This window comes from Pseudomonas syringae (assembly GCF_001698815.1).
Classification (GTDB): domain Bacteria; phylum Pseudomonadota; class Gammaproteobacteria; order Pseudomonadales; family Pseudomonadaceae; genus Aquipseudomonas; species Aquipseudomonas syringae_A.
The window spans coordinates 53538-73341 of the sequence record NZ_LGSI01000066.1 but is presented as its reverse complement, the minus strand read 5'-3'; the positions used below and the strand labels follow the sequence as shown (position 1 = coordinate 73341).

17 protein-coding genes, 2 tRNA genes and 3 pseudogenes are annotated in these 19804 nt (G+C 58.6%); 17 read left to right on the top strand and 5 right to left on the bottom strand.

Annotation, left to right across the window (positions count from 1 at the left end):
* Positions 1 to 138 precede the first annotated feature (138 nt).
* From mutY to AFK24_RS22565, 4 genes are all read left to right on the top strand, one after another.
* Positions 139 to 1206 carry an A/G-specific adenine glycosylase gene (mutY, locus tag AFK24_RS22580; RefSeq protein WP_065835337.1) on the top strand — a complete coding sequence of 356 codons (1068 nt, stop codon included), beginning with the start codon at positions 139 to 141 and terminating at the stop codon, positions 1204 to 1206.
* A complete protein-coding gene (locus tag AFK24_RS22575) occupies positions 1203 to 1475 on the top strand; it encodes an oxidative damage protection protein (protein WP_065835336.1) in 273 nt (90 codons plus the stop codon). The genes mutY and AFK24_RS22575 overlap by 4 nt, the downstream gene beginning before the upstream one ends.
* A 101-nt stretch (positions 1476 to 1576) precedes the next feature.
* Positions 1577 to 1652: transfer RNA gene (locus AFK24_RS22570), tRNA-Phe, on the top strand.
* Positions 1653 to 1999: 347 nt separating this feature from the next.
* Entirely contained in the window at positions 2000 to 2242 is a 243-nt protein-coding gene (locus tag AFK24_RS22565) for a hypothetical protein (protein WP_065835335.1), read from the top strand.
* A 244-nt stretch (positions 2243 to 2486) separates the two neighbouring features.
* On the opposite strand, the gene AFK24_RS22560 is transcribed toward AFK24_RS22565, so the two are convergent.
* On the bottom strand, positions 2487 to 3533 hold the full coding sequence (locus tag AFK24_RS22560) for a fatty acid desaturase (RefSeq protein ID WP_065835334.1): 1047 nt from the start codon (positions 3531 to 3533) through the stop codon (positions 2487 to 2489).
* Positions 3534 to 3633: 100 nt separating this feature from the next.
* Here AFK24_RS22560 and AFK24_RS22555 point away from each other — a divergent pair, with 100 nt between their 5' ends.
* Together AFK24_RS22555 and AFK24_RS22550 are read left to right on the top strand one after the other, a co-directional pair.
* A complete protein-coding gene (locus tag AFK24_RS22555; protein WP_065835333.1) occupies positions 3634 to 4641 on the top strand; it encodes an AraC family transcriptional regulator in 1008 nt (335 codons plus the stop codon).
* 73 nt (positions 4642 to 4714) lie between these two features.
* Positions 4715 to 5200, top strand: a complete 486-nt coding sequence (locus AFK24_RS22550; protein WP_065835332.1) for a hypothetical protein — start codon at positions 4715 to 4717, stop codon at positions 5198 to 5200.
* Positions 5201 to 5359: 159 nt separating this feature from the next.
* Here AFK24_RS22550 and AFK24_RS22545 read toward each other — a convergent pair whose 3' ends face one another.
* Both AFK24_RS22545 and AFK24_RS22540 read right to left on the bottom strand, forming a co-directional pair.
* A complete protein-coding gene (locus AFK24_RS22545; RefSeq protein WP_065835331.1) occupies positions 5360 to 5617 on the bottom strand; it encodes a bacteriocin immunity protein in 258 nt (85 codons plus the stop codon).
* Positions 5617 to 6849: an S-type pyocin domain-containing protein gene (locus AFK24_RS22540; protein ID WP_170826381.1), complete on the bottom strand. Its 1233-nt coding sequence runs from the start codon at positions 6847 to 6849 to the stop codon at positions 5617 to 5619. Before AFK24_RS22540 ends, AFK24_RS22545 begins: the two co-directional genes overlap by 1 nt.
* Positions 6850 to 7327: 478 nt before the next feature.
* Between AFK24_RS22540 and AFK24_RS22535 the strand changes: the two genes are divergently transcribed.
* Positions 7328 to 7870 carry a cytochrome b gene (locus AFK24_RS22535; RefSeq protein WP_080482255.1) on the top strand — a complete coding sequence of 181 codons (543 nt, stop codon included), beginning with the start codon at positions 7328 to 7330 and terminating at the stop codon, positions 7868 to 7870.
* Between the two features lie 91 nt (positions 7871 to 7961).
* Here the strand turns inward: AFK24_RS22535 and gabP are convergent, their stop codons facing one another.
* Positions 7962 to 9353: a GABA permease gene (gabP, locus tag AFK24_RS22530; protein ID WP_065835329.1), complete on the bottom strand. Its 1392-nt coding sequence runs from the start codon at positions 9351 to 9353 to the stop codon at positions 7962 to 7964.
* A gap of 713 nt (positions 9354 to 10066) precedes the next feature.
* Between gabP and AFK24_RS22525 the strand changes: the two genes are divergently transcribed.
* The 3 genes from AFK24_RS22525 (at position 10067) to AFK24_RS22515 (ending at position 13117) form a co-directional block, all read left to right on the top strand.
* Positions 10067 to 10831: a transporter substrate-binding domain-containing protein gene (locus tag AFK24_RS22525; protein ID WP_065835328.1), complete on the top strand. Its 765-nt coding sequence runs from the start codon at positions 10067 to 10069 to the stop codon at positions 10829 to 10831.
* Positions 10832 to 10964: 133 nt separating this feature from the next.
* Positions 10965 to 12182: a methyltransferase gene (locus AFK24_RS22520; protein ID WP_065835327.1), complete on the top strand. Its 1218-nt coding sequence runs from the start codon at positions 10965 to 10967 to the stop codon at positions 12180 to 12182.
* Between the two features lie 416 nt (positions 12183 to 12598).
* Positions 12599 to 13117, top strand: a complete 519-nt coding sequence (locus tag AFK24_RS22515; protein WP_065835326.1) for a Dps family protein — start codon at positions 12599 to 12601, stop codon at positions 13115 to 13117.
* 231 nt (positions 13118 to 13348) lie between these two features.
* On the opposite strand, the gene AFK24_RS22510 is transcribed toward AFK24_RS22515, so the two are convergent.
* Complete coding sequence (locus AFK24_RS22510) at positions 13349 to 14281, bottom strand: J domain-containing protein (RefSeq protein ID WP_065835325.1); 933 nt, start codon at positions 14279 to 14281, stop codon at positions 13349 to 13351.
* Between the two features lie 175 nt (positions 14282 to 14456).
* Here AFK24_RS22510 and AFK24_RS22505 point away from each other — a divergent pair.
* The 7 genes and pseudogenes from AFK24_RS22505 (at position 14457) to AFK24_RS22480 (ending at position 19768) form a co-directional block, all read left to right on the top strand.
* Positions 14457 to 14532 (top strand) — tRNA-Thr (locus AFK24_RS22505).
* 164 nt (positions 14533 to 14696) lie between these two features.
* Positions 14697 to 16025, top strand: a complete 1329-nt coding sequence (locus AFK24_RS22500) for a tyrosine-type recombinase/integrase (protein ID WP_057384675.1) — start codon at positions 14697 to 14699, stop codon at positions 16023 to 16025.
* Positions 16026 to 16931: 906 nt separating this feature from the next.
* A pseudogene (locus tag AFK24_RS31655) lies at positions 16932 to 17066 on the top strand (integrase domain-containing protein); the annotation flags it as partial.
* 59 nt (positions 17067 to 17125) lie between these two features.
* Positions 17126 to 17946 (top strand): annotated as a pseudogene (locus tag AFK24_RS22495) (multicopper oxidase domain-containing protein); the annotation flags it as partial.
* A gap of 67 nt (positions 17947 to 18013) precedes the next feature.
* A pseudogene (locus AFK24_RS31650) lies at positions 18014 to 18203 on the top strand (DUF3303 domain-containing protein).
* 189 nt (positions 18204 to 18392) lie between these two features.
* On the top strand, positions 18393 to 18932 hold the full coding sequence (locus tag AFK24_RS22485) for an RNA polymerase sigma factor (protein ID WP_065835323.1): 540 nt from the start codon (positions 18393 to 18395) through the stop codon (positions 18930 to 18932).
* The gene (locus AFK24_RS22480) at positions 18929 to 19768 is read left to right on the top strand and encodes a FecR family protein (RefSeq protein WP_065835322.1); all 840 of its coding nucleotides are present in this window, start codon (positions 18929 to 18931) and stop codon (positions 19766 to 19768) included. Before AFK24_RS22485 ends, AFK24_RS22480 begins: the two co-directional genes overlap by 4 nt.
* Positions 19769 to 19804: the final 36 nt, after the last annotated feature.

Sequence of the window (19804 nt, the reverse complement as noted above, 5' to 3'; positions counted from 1 at the left end):
GCCGATTTGTACGACCGGCTGTCGGTGTATCTGTAGGAGCGGCTTTAGCCGCGAGAATTAAGTCTCGCGGCTAAAGCCGCTCCTACACAGCCGCGCCTAAAACAACCCATACGCCTCCAGATCAACCCGGATCAAGCAATGCAACCCGAGCAATTTTCCACCGCTGTACTGGACTGGTACGACCGCTATGGTCGCCACGACTTGCCTTGGCAACAAGGCATCACGCCGTATCGGGTGTGGGTGTCGGAAATCATGTTGCAGCAGACCCAGGTCAGCACCGTGCTCAACTACTTCGACCGCTTCATGGAGGCACTGCCCACCGTGCAAGCCCTGGCCGAAGCGCCGGAAGACGAAGTGCTGCACCTGTGGACCGGCCTGGGTTATTACACCCGCGCGCGCAATCTGCAAAAGACCGCAAAAATCGTCGTCGCTGAGCACGGCGGCGAATTCCCCCGGGATGTGGAACAACTCATCCTGCTGCCCGGCATCGGCCTGTCCACCGCGGGCGCCATCGCCAGCCTGAGCATGGGCCTGCGCGCGCCGATCCTCGACGGCAACGTCAAACGCGTTCTGGCGCGCTACACGGCACAAGAGGGTTACCCCGGCGAGCCGAAGGTCGCCAAACAGCTTTGGGCCACTGCCGAGCGCTTCACGCCCCACGCGCGGGTCAATAACTACACTCAGGCGATGATGGATCTGGGCGCAACGTTGTGTACCCGCAGCAAACCCACGTGCCTGCTGTGCCCGCTGGAAAGTGGCTGCGAAGCGCACCTACTGGGCCTGGAAACCCGCTACCCGATCCCCAAACCGCGCAAGGACGTCCCGCAGAAGCGCACGCTGATGCCGATGCTCGCCAACCGCGATGGCGCGATTCTGCTTTATCGCCGGCCTTCCACGGGTTTGTGGGGCGGATTGTGGAGCCTTCCGGAACTGGATGACTTCGCCGATCTGCAACACCTGGCCCTGCAACACTCGCTGGAGCTGGGCAAACACCACGAACTGCCGGGGCTGATCCACACCTTCAGCCACTTTCGCCTGAGCATCGAACCCTGGCTGGTCCAGGTCGAGGAGTCCGCTCACCACGTGGCCGAGGCCGACTGGCTCTGGTATAACCTCGCCACCCCGCCGCGCCTGGGCCTTGCCGCCCCGGTGAAGAAGCTGCTGAAACGCGCAGCCGACGTATTGAATGCAGGAGAGTCGTCATGACCCGCACCGTAATGTGCCGCAAATACAAAGAAGAACTGCCCGGCCTGGAACGCGCCCCTTACCCTGGCGCCAAAGGCGAAGACATTTTCAATCACGTCTCACAGAAAGCCTGGGGCGACTGGCAGAAACACCAGACCCTGCTGATCAACGAACGTCGCCTGAACATGATGAACGCCGAAGACCGTAAATTCCTGCAAACCGAGATGGACAAGTTCCTTTCCGGCGAGGAATACGCCAAGGCCGACGGCTACGTTCCCCCCGAAAAATAAAGCGTTTCCAGCAATGCGGGTCGTAAGCGACGGTAATAATTCAAATTTTTTAAAAAACACGCTTGACGACCCCCAGAAAAAAACGTCTAATGCGCCCCGTTGCCCAGATAGCTCAGTCGGTAGAGCAGGGGATTGAAAATCCCCGTGTCGGCGGTTCGATTCCGTCTCTGGGCACCACTAATTAGATTCAGGTGGTGCTACACAATCATCTGAAACCCAAAAAACCCGCCTTGTGCGGGTTTTTGTTGTCTGCGATTCCTACCGCTCCCTTGCGGATTTTGGATAGAAAGTTAGATTCCAGTTCAGCACGAATCTTGAACGACTAGCCCGGCCGAGCGCCGGGCTTTTTCATTCCGGTCGTTCACGAGCTTTTCACGTCTCGGCCTGTATGGTCTATTCAGCTCCTTCAACACCTTGAGCCCGCTGATCCCCATCGCGGGCTTTTCTTTGCCTGCAATTCGTCAGCCTGCGTTACTGGCTCTTGCCCATGCTCTACGCTTTCCTCTCTATACGGAGGAAACACCATGCCACTACCCGATGACCCTACCCCTATCCTGCTCGCGCGCTTTAATCAGAACATCAACGCCATCGCCTTGGCCGTGGGTGAGGTTCGTATGTGGATCGAGCACCAAGGTGACCAAGAGACATCCGACAGCATCCGTAGCTATCTGGCGGTCCTGGAGAGCAATTCCGACACAATCGTCGCTGGCATGGCGGAGCTTATCCAGCGGTGGAGACCTGAAGAGCCTAAAGACCCCGAAGATTGATCGGTCCTGGCGCTCCGCGCGAACTGACGAAAGTGGAGCATGAACGGCTGGGCGGTCTGTCTCCAACAATTCGCCTGACCGACTTCGAGCGGCATTACAGTCATACGCAAAGCCGGTAGGAGGGGACTTGTCCTCGAAAAGGCCAGCCAACCTCAATACACCTGCCCCACCTCCAGTGCCTGAACCGACGCCTTCCCGGACAAGTCCGGCCCTACCGGAGTCCGCACGCCCACTGAAACCCCTGTTAAACCCGCGCCTCCTCCCGCTCAAATCGATTCGCCCTGGCAAACGTGCCGAAGTCGTTGAAGCGCACGCCCATTTCGGCCATGACTTTGTGTGCCACCGGGCTGGTCATCTGGCGGATGTAGAACGGCTCCTTGACCACAAAGTGGTGGATGCCATGGGTGCTGCCGAAGTTGAAGCAGAACGCTTGCATCGGCCACATCCACCACGGGTTCATGACTTGGGTCTGCTGCAGCACGTTGCCAGGCTCGACGTCGCCGTAGTAGTGCATGTTCGAGCTGACGAAGTGCAGGCAAAACGTGCGCAGGACATTGGGACCGACCAGCACCACGACCGCGATGTCGATCACTTGCATGACCGCCATTGTGTCCGCCGACCAGACAATCGGTGAGCCGAGCAAACCGGCAACGCCGTTGGCTGCGTGGAAGCCTAGAAATACGTACCAGCAGCCCCAGTTGAGCAAGGCCAGCGGGAAATAGACTTTGAGGGTGCGCTTGAGAATGCTGAGTTTGTGCGCGGGGGTTTTCGCTCGCAGCATGCGGATCAGCGAGGACATCACGTTGTCACCGACCATCAGCAGCCGCGCCAGGCCCCAAGGTTCGCCGTTGGTGATGGCGCGCTCTTCCATGTCGGCCTCGGTGCCGGAAACCTTGTGGTGGTTGAGGTGCAGATGTCGACGAATCCACGGATTGATGGTGCTGGGGCGCGCTAGCCAGACCAGCGCCAGCATCAGGTTGTGCGGGATGCGCTGCTTGCGGAAATACATGCTGTGGATCAGGTCGTGTTCAAGTTCGTGGGTCAGGGACGCGAAAAACCCGTTGAGCAGCAGGCACACCCACCAGGCCACATAGCCGCCGATGTACAAGGCGGCGCTGGCGATCATGCCCGTCAGGGCGAACAGCAAGATGCCAACGCCAATCGCGTCCTGATGACGAAGAATCGGATAGCGCGCCCGCAGTTCTTCACCGCGCTCCATTACCACGGCGCGAATATGTGCTGATCGCTGCTGCGCATTCAGTCTGGCGGGACTTGCAGAAGTGTCGTGCATGCTTCCATCCTCTAGGTATGAAGTGAAAGCACTGTGCGCGGACTTGCGGAACACCGCGCGCCCCCTCACGCCAACCTGTTGACCGGAAGCGCCAATCTGTATGCACGAACCAAGCATCCTCGCCAGCTGGACCCGCGCCTTGCGCAAGCAGCTCGATGCTTTGGGCCTGGACAGCGTTGCGCTGTGTCGAGCGGCTGGGCTGGACCCGCAATTGATGGACGATCCCAACGCCCGCTATCCGGTGAGCGACACCACGCGCCTGTGGCAACTGGCGGTCCAGGCCAGCGGCGATCCGGCCATTGGCTTGCGGGTTTCCCGGTTTGTGAGCCCGACCACCTTCCATGCGCTGGGTTATGCGCTGGTAGCCAGCGGGTCGTTGCGCGAGGTGTTCGAGCGCATCGTGCGTTATCACCCGGTGGTCAGCGATGCGCTCGAACTGGACCTGCAACGCGCCGGAGACCGTTACCGGTTCCGTTTCCGCGTGCCGGTCGATAGCCCAGCGCCAGCTCATGAAGCGCTGGACGCGTTTGCCGCCATTTACGTGCGCACCTGCCGCAACCGGCTGGGAAGAACCTATGCGCCGCTGGCGGTGCACCTGCAACGTCCGGAACCGGCGGATCCTACGCCCTGGCGCCAGGTGTTCCGGGCGCCGATATTCTTTGCCGCCGAGGAGAATCTGCTGGAGTTCGACTGTGCCGATTTCGACAGCCATCTGGACGACGGCAACCCGGAACTGGCGCAGCACAACGAAACCGTGCTCAACCGCACCCTTGAGCAACTCCAGCCGCTGACCTGGGAACGTCGCGTACGCGCCATCATCGAAGCGCAGCTGCCCGAAGGCGAACCCTCTGCTGAACGCATTGCCCAGACGTTGCATGTCAGTCTGCGCAGTTTGCAGCGGCATCTGGCGGATGAAGGTTGCCGCTATGATCTGCTGCTGAACGAGGTGCGACAGAATCTGGCGTTGCAGCATCTGAGTGATCCGCGCAATTCATTGAGCGAGGTTGCCTATCTGCTTGGATTTGCCGACACCAGCAGCTTCAGCCGCGCATTCAGACGCTGGACGGGGCAGTCGCCAGGTCAATATCGCGAAGGCGTCAGTAAATAGCGCCTTGGTAAATCCAACTGTCTGCGTTTCAATAGCGGCCTGTGAACCTTCGACCGCAACAGGACCCAAGCCCATGGCCTCGCCAGACAAGCAGCACAAACGCGCCCAACGAGCGAAAGCCAAGGCCAAGCAGAACCGCTCCAGCAAACCGGTGCAAAACGTTGTGCATCCGGTCTTCGCTTCGCCGCTGGTCAACCAGCCATTCGATGACGTCGAAATCGACTTGAGCACCTTCGACTTCAAGGACATTGAAGAAAACGGCTTCGACCCTGCCGACTTCGATGATTTGTTCCAGACCATGAAAGCCGCGCACAACATCAGCCAGCTGGCGATGTGCGTGGTGTTCCTGCAATACCCGGTGCTGGAACTGGTCATCGCCGAAGAAGACGAAGAGCCAGCCACCGACTTCATGATGGGCCTGCTGATTACCTACCGGGCGATGTTCTACGAAGAAGACGAAGACACGGCGATTGAATGGATCGGCAGCACTTCGTTCCAGACCGACTACAACGAAGCCTCGCGCCTGCTGCTCAAGCGCAACGAGAAGCCGGCTCGCTGAGCCAACTTGCTTCAGGCCATGGTGCTACCGAGACCGATTCGGTGATCAGTTGACTGATGCCGACTCGCGGCTACCTGTTCTTTCACTGCCACTCGCGCCGCGTGGGCTGCCCAAGCCTCACATTTGTGAGGCTCCATCTGGCATAGCTGATAACGCGGATCAAAAGCGCGGTTTGAAGCCAGGATGGCCATTCGCCAAGCACCATTCCTGTATGGTTCGCACTACTCCCTCTGCTGAATCATCTGCACCATCCTCGGGATAAAACAGAAGATCGGTACTTGCTGGATGTGGAACAACAGTCTTGAAATGATAAAGCAGCTCGTCGCGCTGACTCTCAGTCTCAGCATCCAGTATTGCCTCAATAAACTTCATGAACTGATGTTCGGTATAATCCGAAAGTTTAGTTTTTTCATCCATCACTTTAGCTCCCGATGAATATCAATATGATTCTTAGGCGTAGTGACTCTAATGTTGTCGACATCATAAATAGGACCGCCGTCGGCAACCCTATCAACATGGTGTAATTCAAAGGACATTCGTTTTCCCGCCTGCCCTAAAGCAGTTGTCACTGGTGCATACCCTTTCTTTAAAGCGGCTAGATTCGACGTAGTAAATTGGCTACTCAATGCCGAATCGTTCGCGACTTCACCCCAAAACGCCTTCCTGAACAGATCAAAACTTGAAAACTCCCGCCCTCTCAGCTTATCCGCAATCCACGTCGGGATTGGTACACCAAGACCTTGGCCTGCACCCGCCAACCAGATCCCGATTACATCCTCGCCTTTACCGGTCACTACACCCGGCGCATTGCGCACGCTGAGGGAGAGATAGATAGGCGACAGTTCTGGTCTGGTGGGGAACCAGATAATGGCGTCGCGAAAGTCCTGTTCGAGGACCGGGTGTTTATAGATCCGCTCAGCCTGCTCGGCTTCGGGGTACACAAGCGGGCCAGGTAATTGTGGCGCGCCTTCAAGGGCGGGAATGGCTGGTTTGTCACGGGTGCCAGCAGCGGGCGTCCAGATCAGCCCGATGCCGTCACCCATATCGGCGACTAGCTGTTCACCCTGCCCGGTGGCAGCAATCAGCGGCACGCTACGCCAAGCCCGGTTAGCGCCGGTGTAAACCCCGAACGCACTGACGGATTGTTCTGGCAGGTATTTGATATTGATGCGAACGCCGGTAGTGGCTGTCGTCAGGTCCGCGAAGTCCTCGCGTGTGTAGAAAGCTGCATCGGGAGCCAAGGACCAATTGGGTATCAGCATGGCGACGGTTCCCGCCAGCAGACCACCCGCCACGGAGCTGCCTGCTGCACCAGCAATTGCTGCGGCTCCCGCACCACTGACAGCAACCGGGACAGTACGCACTAATGACAACGCACCTTTGCCCAGTCGCCCCGACAGGGTAAGCGCATCTACCGAGCCACCGATGAAATGCAGCGTGGCACCATCATCGGTGATCTCTTCAGCCGTACTGAGCACAGCAAAATCACCGTAATTGCTCAGCCCTTCAAACGGCGCCTTCGCACTTGGATAACAGGCTTGCCCCCTGGGCACCATCAGTGATTTGGCAAAAGTGCATTGCTGAACGATTGGTGGCTCAAGCCGCCTGGCTTCTTCGCGCTCCTCCCAACGGCGTAAATCCTCCTGCATCCGGGCCTCGTCAGCAGCCCTCGCCGCCTGCTGTCGGCGGACATCTTCGGCTCCGCGCAGCTGACGCTGTCGCTCCAGAAACTCCTTGGTCGGTGACCTTATGCTCACACAACATGAACAGGAACAGCTTCGGGACTTCCCTACTTGCTTCATTGATCATTCGCCCCCACAGAGCGATTCAGCCAAAGAATCGTGAGGGCGTGAAACTAGAAAAATTGTTAGACCTAGATAAGAGGAAGCGAGCCATTCGGCTTGACTGAATTATCTCTGAATGACGTAGGACTCCGCGTAGGACCTTCTGCAACTGACTACAACGAAGCCTCGCGCCTGCTGCTCAAGCGCAACGAGAAGCCGGCTCGCTGAGCCAGATCAATTTTCAACGCTGTTATTTAATTTACATCGAGCGCTTCAGGGCATAGCTTACGCTGCTTAAAGAGAATGACTCTATTTCTCAACAGCGAGCGCAACGTTGAACGCAATGAACAGCACAACACCAACCGCTGATCCTACGACAGGCCGACCCAAGACTTACTCAAGCGTTCGGGTTTTCCTGCACTGGTTGTCCGCCCTGGTCATCATCTGGGCGACCGTCAGCGGTTTCGGCGTGGCGCTGCTGCCCAAGGGCGATGCGCTGCGTCAATGGGTCGAAGCGCTCAATCCGCAAGTATCTACGCTGTTCATCCCCTTCTTCGCCTGGCGCTTCTGGCTGCACCTCAAGGCGCCAGCACCTGCAACAACCGCCAAGTCAGCTCAGGCGACACTGGCACGGGTAACCCACAGCGCGCTGTATCTGCTGATTGCGGGCGTGCTGATCACTGGGGTTCTGATGATGAATCACCCGGTCATCCTGCTGATGATGATCCCGATGCCTCAACTGATTCACTCAACGCCCACCCTGGCCGAGCTGCAAAGCGTGCATCACCTTCTCTGTGCGCTACTTGCCGTGTTGGTGATCCTGCATTTGCTGGCCGTGATCAAGCATCAAGTGACAGGGCGTTCGGTGCTGTACCGGATGCGTTGATTTTGTAGGAGCCAACTTGTTGGCGAGGCGATGTCAGGACGCTTCGCGAGCAAGCTCGCTCCCACATAAGTTGGCTCCTACATGTGCGATGTCAGCTCAACACAACCTTGCCAGCCCGTTCAATCTTGCGGCGGCGGGCAACGAACAGGCCAGCGGCGACGACCAGCAGGCTGAGCAAGCCAGTGGCGAGGATTTCCACGCGATGGGATTCCTGAATCAGCATCACGCCCAGCACCGCAACGATGAACACGATCACCGCCCAGGTCAGCCATGGGAACAACCACATCTGGAAGGCCACGCTCTCACCTGCCGCGATGCTCTTCTGGCGCATGCGCAATTGCGAAACGGCGATCACCAGGTACACCAATAGCGCGATGGCACCGGAGCTGGCGAGCAGGAAGTCGAACACCGCTGCCGGGGCGACATAGTTGGCAAAAACAGCCAGGAACGCCGCGCCCGTAGACAACATCACCGCCCAATAAGGCGTGCCGCTTTGCGTAGTGCGCTTGGCAACAGCCGGCGCATCACCGCGTTTGCCCAGGGAGAACAGCATCCGCGAAGCGGTGTACAGCGCCGAGTTAAGGCAGCTGGTCACGGCGATCAACACCACGATATCGACAATCATCTTGGCGTTCGGAATGCCCATCATGTCCAGCACGGTCTGGTAGGAACCGACTTCAGCCAGGCCGCTGTGATTCCATGGCACCAATGCCACGACGAGGAAAATCGACAGCAGATAGAACAACGAGATCCGCCAGATCACCGAATTGGTGGCCTTGGTGATCTGCTTTTCCGGATCCTTCGATTCAGCGGCCGCGATGGTCACGATCTCGGTACCCATGAACGAGAACATCGTGGTCAACATCGCGGCCAGCACCGCGCCCATGCCATTGGGCAAGAAGCCTTGGGTGTCGTACAGATGACTGACACCGCTGACCTGGCTGTTGGGCAGCAAACCGAAGATCGCCGCAACGCCCAGCACGACAAAACCGATGATCGCCACGACTTTGATCAGCGCAAACCAGAACTCGAACTCACCGTAATTCTTCACACTGAACAGGTTGGTGACCGTGAGCAGCAAGGTGATGACCAGCGTGAACGCCCAGATCGCCACATTCGGAAACCAGGCATGCAGGATGGTCGCGGCGGCGTTGGCCTCCAGCGGAATCACCAGCACCCAGAACCACCAATACAACCAGCCGATGGTAAAACCGGCCCAGTGCCCGATCGCGCGGTCGGCATAGGTAGAAAACGAGCCGGTATCGGGCGACGCAACCGCCATCTCGGCCAGCATACGCATCACCAGCACCACCAATGTTCCCGCAGCAGCATAGGCCAGCAGAACAGCAGGACCGGCTTCGGCGATGGCATGTCCGGAGCCAACGAACAAACCGGCGCCAATCACACCGGCAATCGACAACATCGTAATGTGCCGCGGCTTGAGCCCCTGATCGAGCTCGGAAGAAATCGGGGTACTGCTCATTGAACCTACCTTTGAGAGGGGGAACGATTCGCACCGGACCTCTTCGTAAAAAGAAAGCAACGGTGCTGTTTTTTATTATTGACGCAAGAATTACGCCAAAATGTTTCAAAAACGACGTCGCCCTTGGAATAGAGGCTTTAGGGAGATATACGACAACTTATTGATTGCACTGGCGTTTAGCCATTTTTGTAGGATTTGTTACCTGCCGCCCCAAGACGCGACACGAGAACGCACCGAAACTACACACCCCAGGATCTCGATGCACCGCAGCGGTGCGTCTTGTCTGGGTGTGCGGAAAAACAAGCGCACGTAACTCGTAAATGCGCAGGAGAGAATCTGCCACCATGGTGCGATCTGGATTACAGGTAGGAGGGGACTTGTCCCCGAATGGCCGGTACAGGCGGCGTTACTTTCGGATTTTATCGGTGCAGGACGCATTGCAATCGGGGACAAGTCCCCTCCTACAAGGTCCGGTCTTTGCAGGTCCATTGCGAAACCTCGTACAACGCGTGTCGATCCATCTGACCCATTCAGCTAAAACCATCCCACACGCCCGCTCGTCCATGAAATAAACTTCATTCGGCGCCCTCGGACGTTGAGCTTTTACCGCGCGCCAGGGTCGAAGAGCTGAATCGCCGCGCCAGACCGCTCCAACGGTCTGCCGGCACGGCGCAAATCATTCATGTCCAGCAACCGCAAACGGAGCAACACCCATGCAGATGTACAGAAAATGCCTGCTGGTCGCAGTGGCCGCCCTGGCTTTCACGACCAGCGCTTTTGCTGTGGACAAGTTGAAGATGGGCGTCGAAGGGGCTTACCCGCCGTTCAATAACAAAGACGCCAGCGGCCAGGTCGTCGGCTTTGACGTCGAGATCGGCAATGCACTGTGCGCGAAGATGAAAGTCGAGTGCGAAGTGGTGGTTACGGGATGGAATGAGATGATTCCGTCGCTGGTCGTAGGCAACTACGACTTCATCATGTCGTCCATGTCCATCACGCCGGAACGCAGCGCGCTGGTGGACTTCACCACCCCGTACTATTCCAACAAACTGCAATTCATCGCCCCCAAGACCAGCGACATCAAAACCGACACCGCGTCGATCAAAGACTCGTTGCGCGGCAAGACCATCGGCACGCAGAACGACACTGTATCCGCGACCTGGCTGCAACAGAATCTGGGCGAAGAAGTCACAATCAAGCTCTACGACACGCAGGCAAGCGCCTACGCCGATCTGGCCGCCGGGCATCTGGACGCGATCCTGGCCGACAAATACCCGAGCTACGAATGGCTGAAAAGCGACGCGGGCATGAGCTTCGAATTCAAGGGTAATCCGGTCTACGACAACGACAAGATCGGCATCGCCGTGCGCCTGAACGACCCGCTGCGCGCCAGACTCAACCTGGCAATCAAAGAAATCATCGAAGACGGCAGCTACAAGAAAATTAACGACAAGTACTTCCCGTTCAGCATTCTTTAAGCCGATTGTGTCGCGATCGTCGGTATTAATCGCCGGTCGCCCCTGCATTTTGCCTAGACGCGCACCAAACGTGCTGCTATGAAGAGGGCTGGTTTCCCGACCAGCCTTTTTCGCACCCAGACAGCAGCCGACCATGGCCCACGACCCCGTTGCACAAGACGAACACCTGCGCAGCCGCTTTCGCGCGCTGGACAGCTTCCTGTTCGCCTATCAATCGCTATGGCGCCCCCGGCCGTTTACCCATCTGCAACTGCCGTGGGAAAGTCGCTATCCGGAGCTGGCCGGCTGGCTGCGGCAACGCTCGCTGAGTGAAGCCGAGGTCGCGCATAACCGTCCCGAACAACTCGACGCACCGTTTCCTTTTCCACAACTGGCCGCCGAAGCCGTTGAATTGAGCAGTATTGCGGCGCTTCCTGCATTCAATCTGACGCCTGTGGCGTCGCGCATGAGCGTGGATGTGCCGGGGCGAAAATGGCAGCAGATCGAAGCCTTCGCCAGTTGCCTGGAATTCACCAGGACACCCGAACACTGGCTGGACTGGTGCGCGGGCAAAGGCCATCTCGGGCGCCGCCTGACCCATCAAGACCAGTCGCTGACCTGCCTGGAGCGTGATCCGAAACTGGTGCAGGCCGGGCATCAGCTCAGCGACCGATTGAACATCAACGCCACACATGTGCAGCAAGACGTCATGGCCGACGATGCCTGGCGTCGCTTGCAAGCCCATCACACTCCGGTCGCCCTGCACGCCTGCGGCGACTTGCATGTGCAACTGATGCGCATCGCCACCCGGGTCCGCTGCGCGCAAGTGGCTATCGCACCCTGCTGCTACAACCGCATCGACGCCGAGCAGTATCAACCTCTGTCCATCGAAGCCCAGGCCTCCGCACTGAAACTGTCCAGGGACGATCTGGGCTTGCCCCTCAGCGAAACCGTCACCGCTGGCGCTCGTGTGCGGCGTCAGCGCGACACCTCGATGGCGCGCCGCCTGGCCTTCGACCTGCTGCAGCGCCAGTTGCGCGCTACCGACGACTACCTACCCACGCCTTCGCTGCCGGTTGCCTGGCTGGACAAACCTTTCGCCGACTACTGTCGCGACCTGGGAGCCTTGAAGGATCTGCCGCCGATTCCCGAGCAGGACTGGTCGGCGCTGGAGGCCGCTGGCTGGGAACGTCTGGCGCAAGTGCGCAATCTGGAGCTGGTGCGCAACCTGTTCCGTCGCCCGCTGGAGCTTTGGCTGGTGCTGGACCGGGCGCTGTATCTACAGGAACGCCACTACAACGTTCGCGTCGGGACCTTCTGTGACAGCCATCTAACCCCACGCAATCTGCTATTGATCGCCCAACTTGGCTGATCGCCCAAAAGCACCAAAACCTGTGGATAACTCTGTTGATGAAAATAGGCAGAGTGCCCCAAAAACTTAGCTCGCTAGCTATTTAATTCGTGCGCTGATTTTTTTGACGTTGCTCAAAGCCCCTGTAAACAGCGGTTTCCCGAGAAATGAGAACGGTTCCAGAAACATCTGCCAAATTGGTTCGCGTGGTTCAGAGCCTGTGCATAAGATTTGAGCACGCGCAGTAAAGAAAGCCGCAGCCGGGGCTGTTGGAATGCCAAACACTGACATCCGTCACATTGGCATTGCCCAAACAGGCGTATTCGTCCCAGGATAAGGTTCGCCTTGCCAGGCCCGCTTCAGGTGCCTGCACGCAGTCTGCGCGACCTTTTTTGCCATCCCGTTCCGTCTATTGATCAATCAGGAAGGAAACGTCCATGAAGAATCTCGAAGCCGCCAAAGACCACCGCAAGGCCGACCTGCACACCCCGAACAGCCTGGGCGAAGATGCCCGTCGCGATTTGTCCGGCGAACTCAACGCCCTGCTGGCCGACACGTTCGGCATCTACATGAAGACCAAGAACTTCCACTGGCACATGTCCGGCCCGTATTTCCGCGACTACCACTTGCTGCTCGACGATCAGGCTGACCAGATCTTCGCCACCACCGACGCCATCGCCGAACGCGTGCGCAAGCTGGGTGGCACGACCCTACGCTCAACCGGCCACATCAAACGCCTGCAACGCATCACCGACAACGACGCCGATTTCGTCACGCCGGCCGACATGCTCGCCGAACTGCGCGAAGACAACATGCAACTGGCCAACTACATGCGCGAAACCCACGCGCTGTGCGACGAACACAACGACGTCGCCACCGCCAGCCTGCTGGAAAACTGGATCGACGAAGCCGAACGCCGCATCTGGTTCCTGTTTGAGTCGGGTCGTACTTCTTGAGTATCACGCAACACTAACGGCAGGAGGACTCTTACCGCGCCAAACACAACTCGGTAGGAGGGGATTTGTCCCCGAAGAGGCCGGTGCAAACGCTGAAGATCTGCTCGGCAGACGCCTTCCCGGACAAGGTGGAGCGCCACCCCGGCCGGTCCTACCGATTAAGCATGACCTGAGCAGCCCATGTGGGAGCGAGCTTGCTCGCGAAAAGCCCTGCACCACGGCAACCAGACCTCAAAACTCATCACTGCGTACATTGGAAAACTGCGAATTGCGGTTCTCCAATTTGCGCAGCGTCAGTTTGTACACCGTCGACTTGACCCGATTACTCACCGCCGTTTCCTCCAGGCGAATTCGACTGGACGCATACGCACAACCGGTGTCGAGCATCCTGTACTTCAACAGGTAATAACCGACGTCCATGCGCGCAAACGTGAAAGAGCCGTGCGCCGGAACAAACGCATGTCGATAAGCGTGACGCCCGCCGGCATCGGTAACCTTGGCGTACACCGGCTCATCGCCCGCGCTGTTATCCACGGTAATTTCCGACCATCCGCCATCCCGAATCACCGGCATGCCGCTGATATATCCGGCAGCAACCGGCCATGGCGCGCCCAGCGGATCAACCGGCGGCGCGATGCATTGCGGCTGGGCCGGGTCGACCAACTTGATCGGAGTACCAATCGGCACAACTACCGCCTCAGGCCTGGACTCGACCAGCGCGACAGCCGCAACCGCTTCGATGACCGGCGGCGGCACGAAAGACTTGCCCGCATCCGGGTCATAACCCATCCACGCACCGCCTGCACAAAACACGATAAACAGCGCCGCCCAACGCCAACGGCTGCCACGTCGAAGCGGCCTGGAAGTTCTAGCCTGCGCCGCTGGGCGCGAAGGTTTAGGTCTGGCGGCGGCCGACGGAGCAACCGGCGCCCTGCCCGCCTGCGCCTGACGAATCAGGGTCGCGTCGTACTCCGCACGCTTGGCCGGGTCCGCCAACACATCATGCGCCGCATTGAGCAACGCCATCAGATCCGACGCATTGACCGCCGGATTTCGATCCGGATGCAGCTGCTGCGCGAGCTTCCTGAAGGCGAGCTTGATCTCCTCCGCAGAAGCATCCCGGGCGACATTGAGCTCGTCGTAATACGTACGTGTTTTGGGCATTCAGCTTGCAATCCATGGCGACGGGCCATCTTAACAAGCTTTCCCCAGCGAAACCCGCACACAACGCAACCGCGCTACACAGCGCACAAAAACCCCGTAGGAAAATATTTTTCAACCGAATCAGGCAGCTAGACTTTACACGCCCGAAAACCTCTATATACTCTGCGCCCATCATGCCGGTATAGCTCAGTTGGTAGAGCAACTGACTTGTAATCAGTAGGTCCCGGGTTCGACTCCTGGTGCCGGCACCACATTAGGCTCCATTGCATTCCACCGAATGCTCTGGAAGCCCCGAAAACCCGCCCTTTGGCGGGTTTTTTCGTTCCAGGACCCTCTGTCGGGATCCAACAAAATCCCCCTTCCCCGAGAGTATGTTAGGGGTACTGCGATTTCCCGGTCAGGAGCGCGTACCCCTATGCCACGTCTAGCGATCCCCCTCAGCGACCTGCAATGCCGCACGGCCAAAACCCGCGAACGCGCCTACAAACTGTTCGACGGCGGCGGCATGTACCTTTTCGTCAAACCCAATGGCGTGAAGACCTGGCGCTTGAAGTACACCAAGCCCAGCGGCAAGGAAGGCACGCTCATCATCGGCAATTACCCCATCGTTACCCTTTCCGTCGCACGACGTAAGCGAGACGAAGCCAAGGCGTTGCTGCTCGACAACCTCGACCCAATGGAAGAAAAGAAGAAGGCCAAGATCGTAGCCCAGCGGGCGGCACTGCTTTTCGAAACCGTTGCTCTGGAGTGGCACGCCGACATGTCCCGTCGCTGGACCGAAGGACACGCAAAAACCGTGATGAGCCGACTGCGTACCCACGTCTTCCCGCTGATCGGCCAACGGCCCATCGCCGAACTCGATACCCACGACCTGCTAGAGATCACCCAGCGCATCAAGGAACGCGGCACTATGGATGTGGCGTTAAGGGTACAGAACTACTTATCCACCATCATGCGCGGGGCCAAAAGGGCTCGGCAGATCACCATGAATCCCGCGCTGGATCTGGCAGGCTCGATCCACGCGCCGCGCACAGTCCATCGCCCGGCCCTTTCCCTCAACCGCCTACCCGAACTGCTACACCGTATCGACAACTACAACGGCCGCGAGCTGACGCGCCTTGCCGTCCTGTTGACGCTGCACGTATTCGTCCGCTCCAGCGAACTGCGCTTCGCACGATGGAGTGAGTTCGATTTCCAACGTGCCATGTGGGAAATCCCCGACACGCGCGCACCGATTGAAGGGGTACGCAACTCCACACGTGGGACCAAGATGAACGGCGACATTCAAATGGTTCCGCTATCGCCGCAGGTCATCGAAATACTGGAGCGCCTGCGCAGCCTCAGTCGCTTTTCAGAGTTGGTGCTACCGGGCGACCACAAGTACTGGAAGCCCATGTCCGAGAACACGGTGAACACCATGCTCCGCAACGTCGGCTATGACACCAGCAAGGACGTGTGCGGCCACGGCTTCAGGACCATGGCCTGTAGCGCCCTACTGGAGTCCGGGTTATGGACCGACGCAGCCATCGAAAGACAAATGAGCCACAAGGAACGCAACCGCGTGCGCGCCGCGTATATCCACAAAGCTGAATTTCTGGAGCAGCGCAGGCTGATCATGGCGTGGTGGAGCAACTACATCGACGCCAACCGCCATGGGCATGTGACACCCCACGAATTCGCTCACCCAGTCGGCGACAACATCACGGCCCTACAAAATAGCCGTGGCGCATCCAAACGTGGGTAAGCCTGTGAGATCACCGTTGTCCGCCCTTCCACGCGGGTCCATCCAAGCGGGGCTGCAAAGCCGCCCTGCTTGGATGGACCTCATTTAAAAAATCTAAAGCCCACGCAAATTGTCTGTGGAAAACCATAGATTTCCACCGGTGGATAATTTCATCCACAGCCGCAGAATTCCCGAAAATTCGAGCCTTGACCCAAATTATCCACAGGCGTAGAAAAGATCGGGCAAAGCGCTGTCTTTGACAGCAACCCAGGTAGCCAGAACCTTTAAGGTTACGCCACACCGTGGTGGTTCTCCCAAAGTGCGATTAGCGTCCGGCGGCTCGCACGCTCACAGCGATGTGATGGATGCCTACTTTTAACAGTGTGCCCACTGCGGCAACTCATCCCCTTTCATAGCTGCTCTGCAGCAACCTATCCGCTTGGCCATTTCACTGCGCCAACCTGCGCCCGTCTCTTTCTTCCGGAAAGAGACGGGCGCTCCTACCGCTGCTGCAGCCCAACTCGTACAAGGCTTTGCGGCATTCCCCCTCGTGACAATCGGCGTGACAAACACCGAAATCACCAGCAACAGCGATGCAGATGATGGTGCCGCAGCCCAGAGAATGGACTGCACCTGACTGACAGTCAGGCATGCCCCTGTCATCGCATCACTGCCCTCACCTGACTCAGGATCTCGCGGCGCCGGTCTCGTCAGCCAGTGCAGCCTCCACCCGCCCACTTCCTCGGAAGTGTTCAGGAGGCCAGATCATGAGATGCCCGAGCTCCCGGTCGTAAGGAGCCGCCAGTCCCGCGTCAGTGGACAACCCTCACAGGTCGCAGGGGCCTTGATCCCTGATAACACTCAACATTCTTGGCGGGATGACGTGGGGAAGGTTTTAAAAGTTTTGGCTTCGAGAGGAGTTCGATCATGGCCTTGGTCGGTAGACGAGATGGGCGCAATTTTGTCTATAGGCGACAGCTGAGCTACTCCGGGCCGAAGGCGTTGCGCGATCTGTTTGTCGGCGGGCATAACGGCACGGTCATAGCGCACAGTGATCGATGGTAGGCGCTTGTACGCTGGTGTCGTTCGGAGGATGGACCAGATTTAACGATGCGCGGCGACCGGCCAAGCCTGGCAAACCGGTTGGGAAAATCATGATCCCGCTGCCCCTCGACCATGACAATCCAGCCACACAAGCCAAGCTCGAGGTGGCCCGTCATCGCGAGTTCATTTCGGCCGGTCCGACGGCACCGACGAAGAACAGTGGGCCATCAAGACTGATGGCGGGCCTGGCTACAATATGGATCCACAACGGATCAGCGCCGCCCCGCAATTGGCCAACGGCCCGACCGATGCCGGGTTCTCCGGCGGCGGCACCTTGGAAGTGTGGAAAATCAAGAACGGCTGGAACCATCCTGTGCACGTGCACTTTGAAGAAGGGATCATCCTTAGCAGCGACGGCAAGGCGCCGCCGGAATGGGAAAAAGGTCCGCGTAAGGACGTCTATCGATCGGAGAAGGTAACGAAAGCTCGGGGGCATGTAGAAATGGCAATCCACTTCCGTGAATTCGCCGGGAGCTACATGGAGCGCTGCCATAACACCCAGCACGAGGACAACTCCATGCTGCTGCGTTGGATTATCGAGCATCCCGGTCAGTTCCAGCTGATGCCTACGCCCTTGCCTGGCTGGGACGGTGTCACCTATGTGAACTCCGCTGCGCTACCGACCTTCCGCACCGGCTGTAAAGGTGACGATGACAACGAGGGCGAAAACAAGAAACCGATCGCCAACCCTGACAGCGCCATCAGCAACAATGGGAAACCGGTGACCATCATCGGCCCCTGTTTCGCCGTTGATACAAGCCCCCTCCCCAACCTCGAAAACGACCAGCCAAGAGGATCAGCGGTCGTACGCAAACTGCGCACCGCTGTTATGCCGTAGTAAAACACACGCGTCACCGTGGTCCCGCCCCCACAAACAGGTGCCAATCCGTCGCAAGAGGTGGCAAATGTTATTCATCGTGAGTTGGTCGATCAGCCCAGAAAATCGTAACCGCGCGATCAAGCGTTTTCTCAAGGCCGGGGACGCTGACACGCCGTCGGCGGCTCGAGCGGGCTTGGTATTGCAGAGGCAGTGATCTGGTGGCGATTCAGCAATGGGGGCTGGAGTGGAACGACCTTATGAACATGGAAGTCTAGGCGGCGCTGACTGATGACCAGATCGCGCCGCTACTAGTAAGCATTGGCGGCAAGTAATCGTCATTGGGGCGGCGGATGCTACTCGCCTCCTCCTGTAGTCGTTCGACCGAAGGCGATCATTGTCGAGGCTATGAATGGAAAGATTTCTCATTTATATTTGCAGCCGCTCTGCATCGCCTCAGGTCCATCATGTCGTTCGACCCAGCCAAGCCATCGCTGATCAGCACCCTGGTGCGTCACTACGACGAACTGGTCGACCATGTTCGTCGACGTTTCGGTGATCGGGGATTTGCCCGCGAAGTGGTGCATGACGTCTGCGTGCAATTGCTGGAAAAACGCGAACGAGAGGATGTGCGCACGCCATTGGCCTTGTTGCGCAAGATTTCCCACGACCAGGCGGTCAGCCGCTATCGCAGCGAACGCCGGCGCCAGGCCTGGGTCGTCGCCCTGCCCGACCTGAGCGAGCCAGTGTGCGAAGCGCCCCTGCCGCCGCGTCAATATGAGGCCGCCCGGGAATTCGAGCGCCTGGCCCAGGCCATCGCACAATTGCCGCCGCGCTGTCAGATTGTCTTCGTCATGCACAAGATTCATGAACTGTCGCAGGCCGAAGTGGCGGCGCAGATGGGCGTTTCCTTGAAGACCGTTGAAAAGCATCTGCGCCTAGGCCTGGCCGCCTGCCGCGCCTACCTTGATGGCACTGATTTGCATGCCACGGAGCTTGCCCAGTGAGCCCCACGCGCACCCCAAAAACGCCACTGTCCCGTGAAGATGAAGCACTCGCACGCCATCGCGAAGACTTGCGCAATCGCTTCCCGTTGCCGACACCTACGCCGCGCAAACCGCGCAAAACTCTGGGTGCCGCGATGTTGCTGGTGATGCTCGGCGCGGGGCTGGCCTGGGTCGATCCGGCCTATCACAGCGAGCAGTTCCATACGGTGGTCGGCGAGCGCCGGGTATTGAATCTCGCCGATGGCAGTCGCATGACCCTGGACAGCGACTCCCGGGCCACGGTCGCCTGGCATCTGCGTTCCCGGCATGTGCAACTGGAGTCCGGTCAGGCGCTGTTCGATGTGTCGAAGACCAGAATCCGACCGTTCCGCGTGGACGCGGGCACCACCCAAATCAACGTCCTCGGCACACTGTTCAGCGTCAGCCACCTCAAGGATGCCGTGCGCGTGACGCTGGTGCGTGGCGCTGTCAGCGTGGGCACCACCGCCGATGCCGGGCGCACCGTGCAACTGGTGCCGGGGCAGCAAGTCGATGTGCGGCAAAACCAGCTACAACCACCGCTCGCCGTCGACACCGAGGCCGCCATTGCCTGGAAGGACAATCGGCTGATTTTCGACCGCACGCCACTGGCCGAGGCGCTGGGGCAAATCCAGCGCTACCGCAAACCGTCTATTGTGCTCGATGACCCGAGCTTGGCCAGCCTGCCGATCAGCGGCGTGTTCGATAACCGTAACGTCGAAGACTTGTTGAACCTGCTGCCGAGCATCCTGCCCTTGAGCCTCAACACCGAGGCCGATGGCACTACGCATGTGCGGCGCAAGGCGGCGAAAAAATAATTTCCGACAGAGGTAGGGTTTTTCCGCACCCGTGGC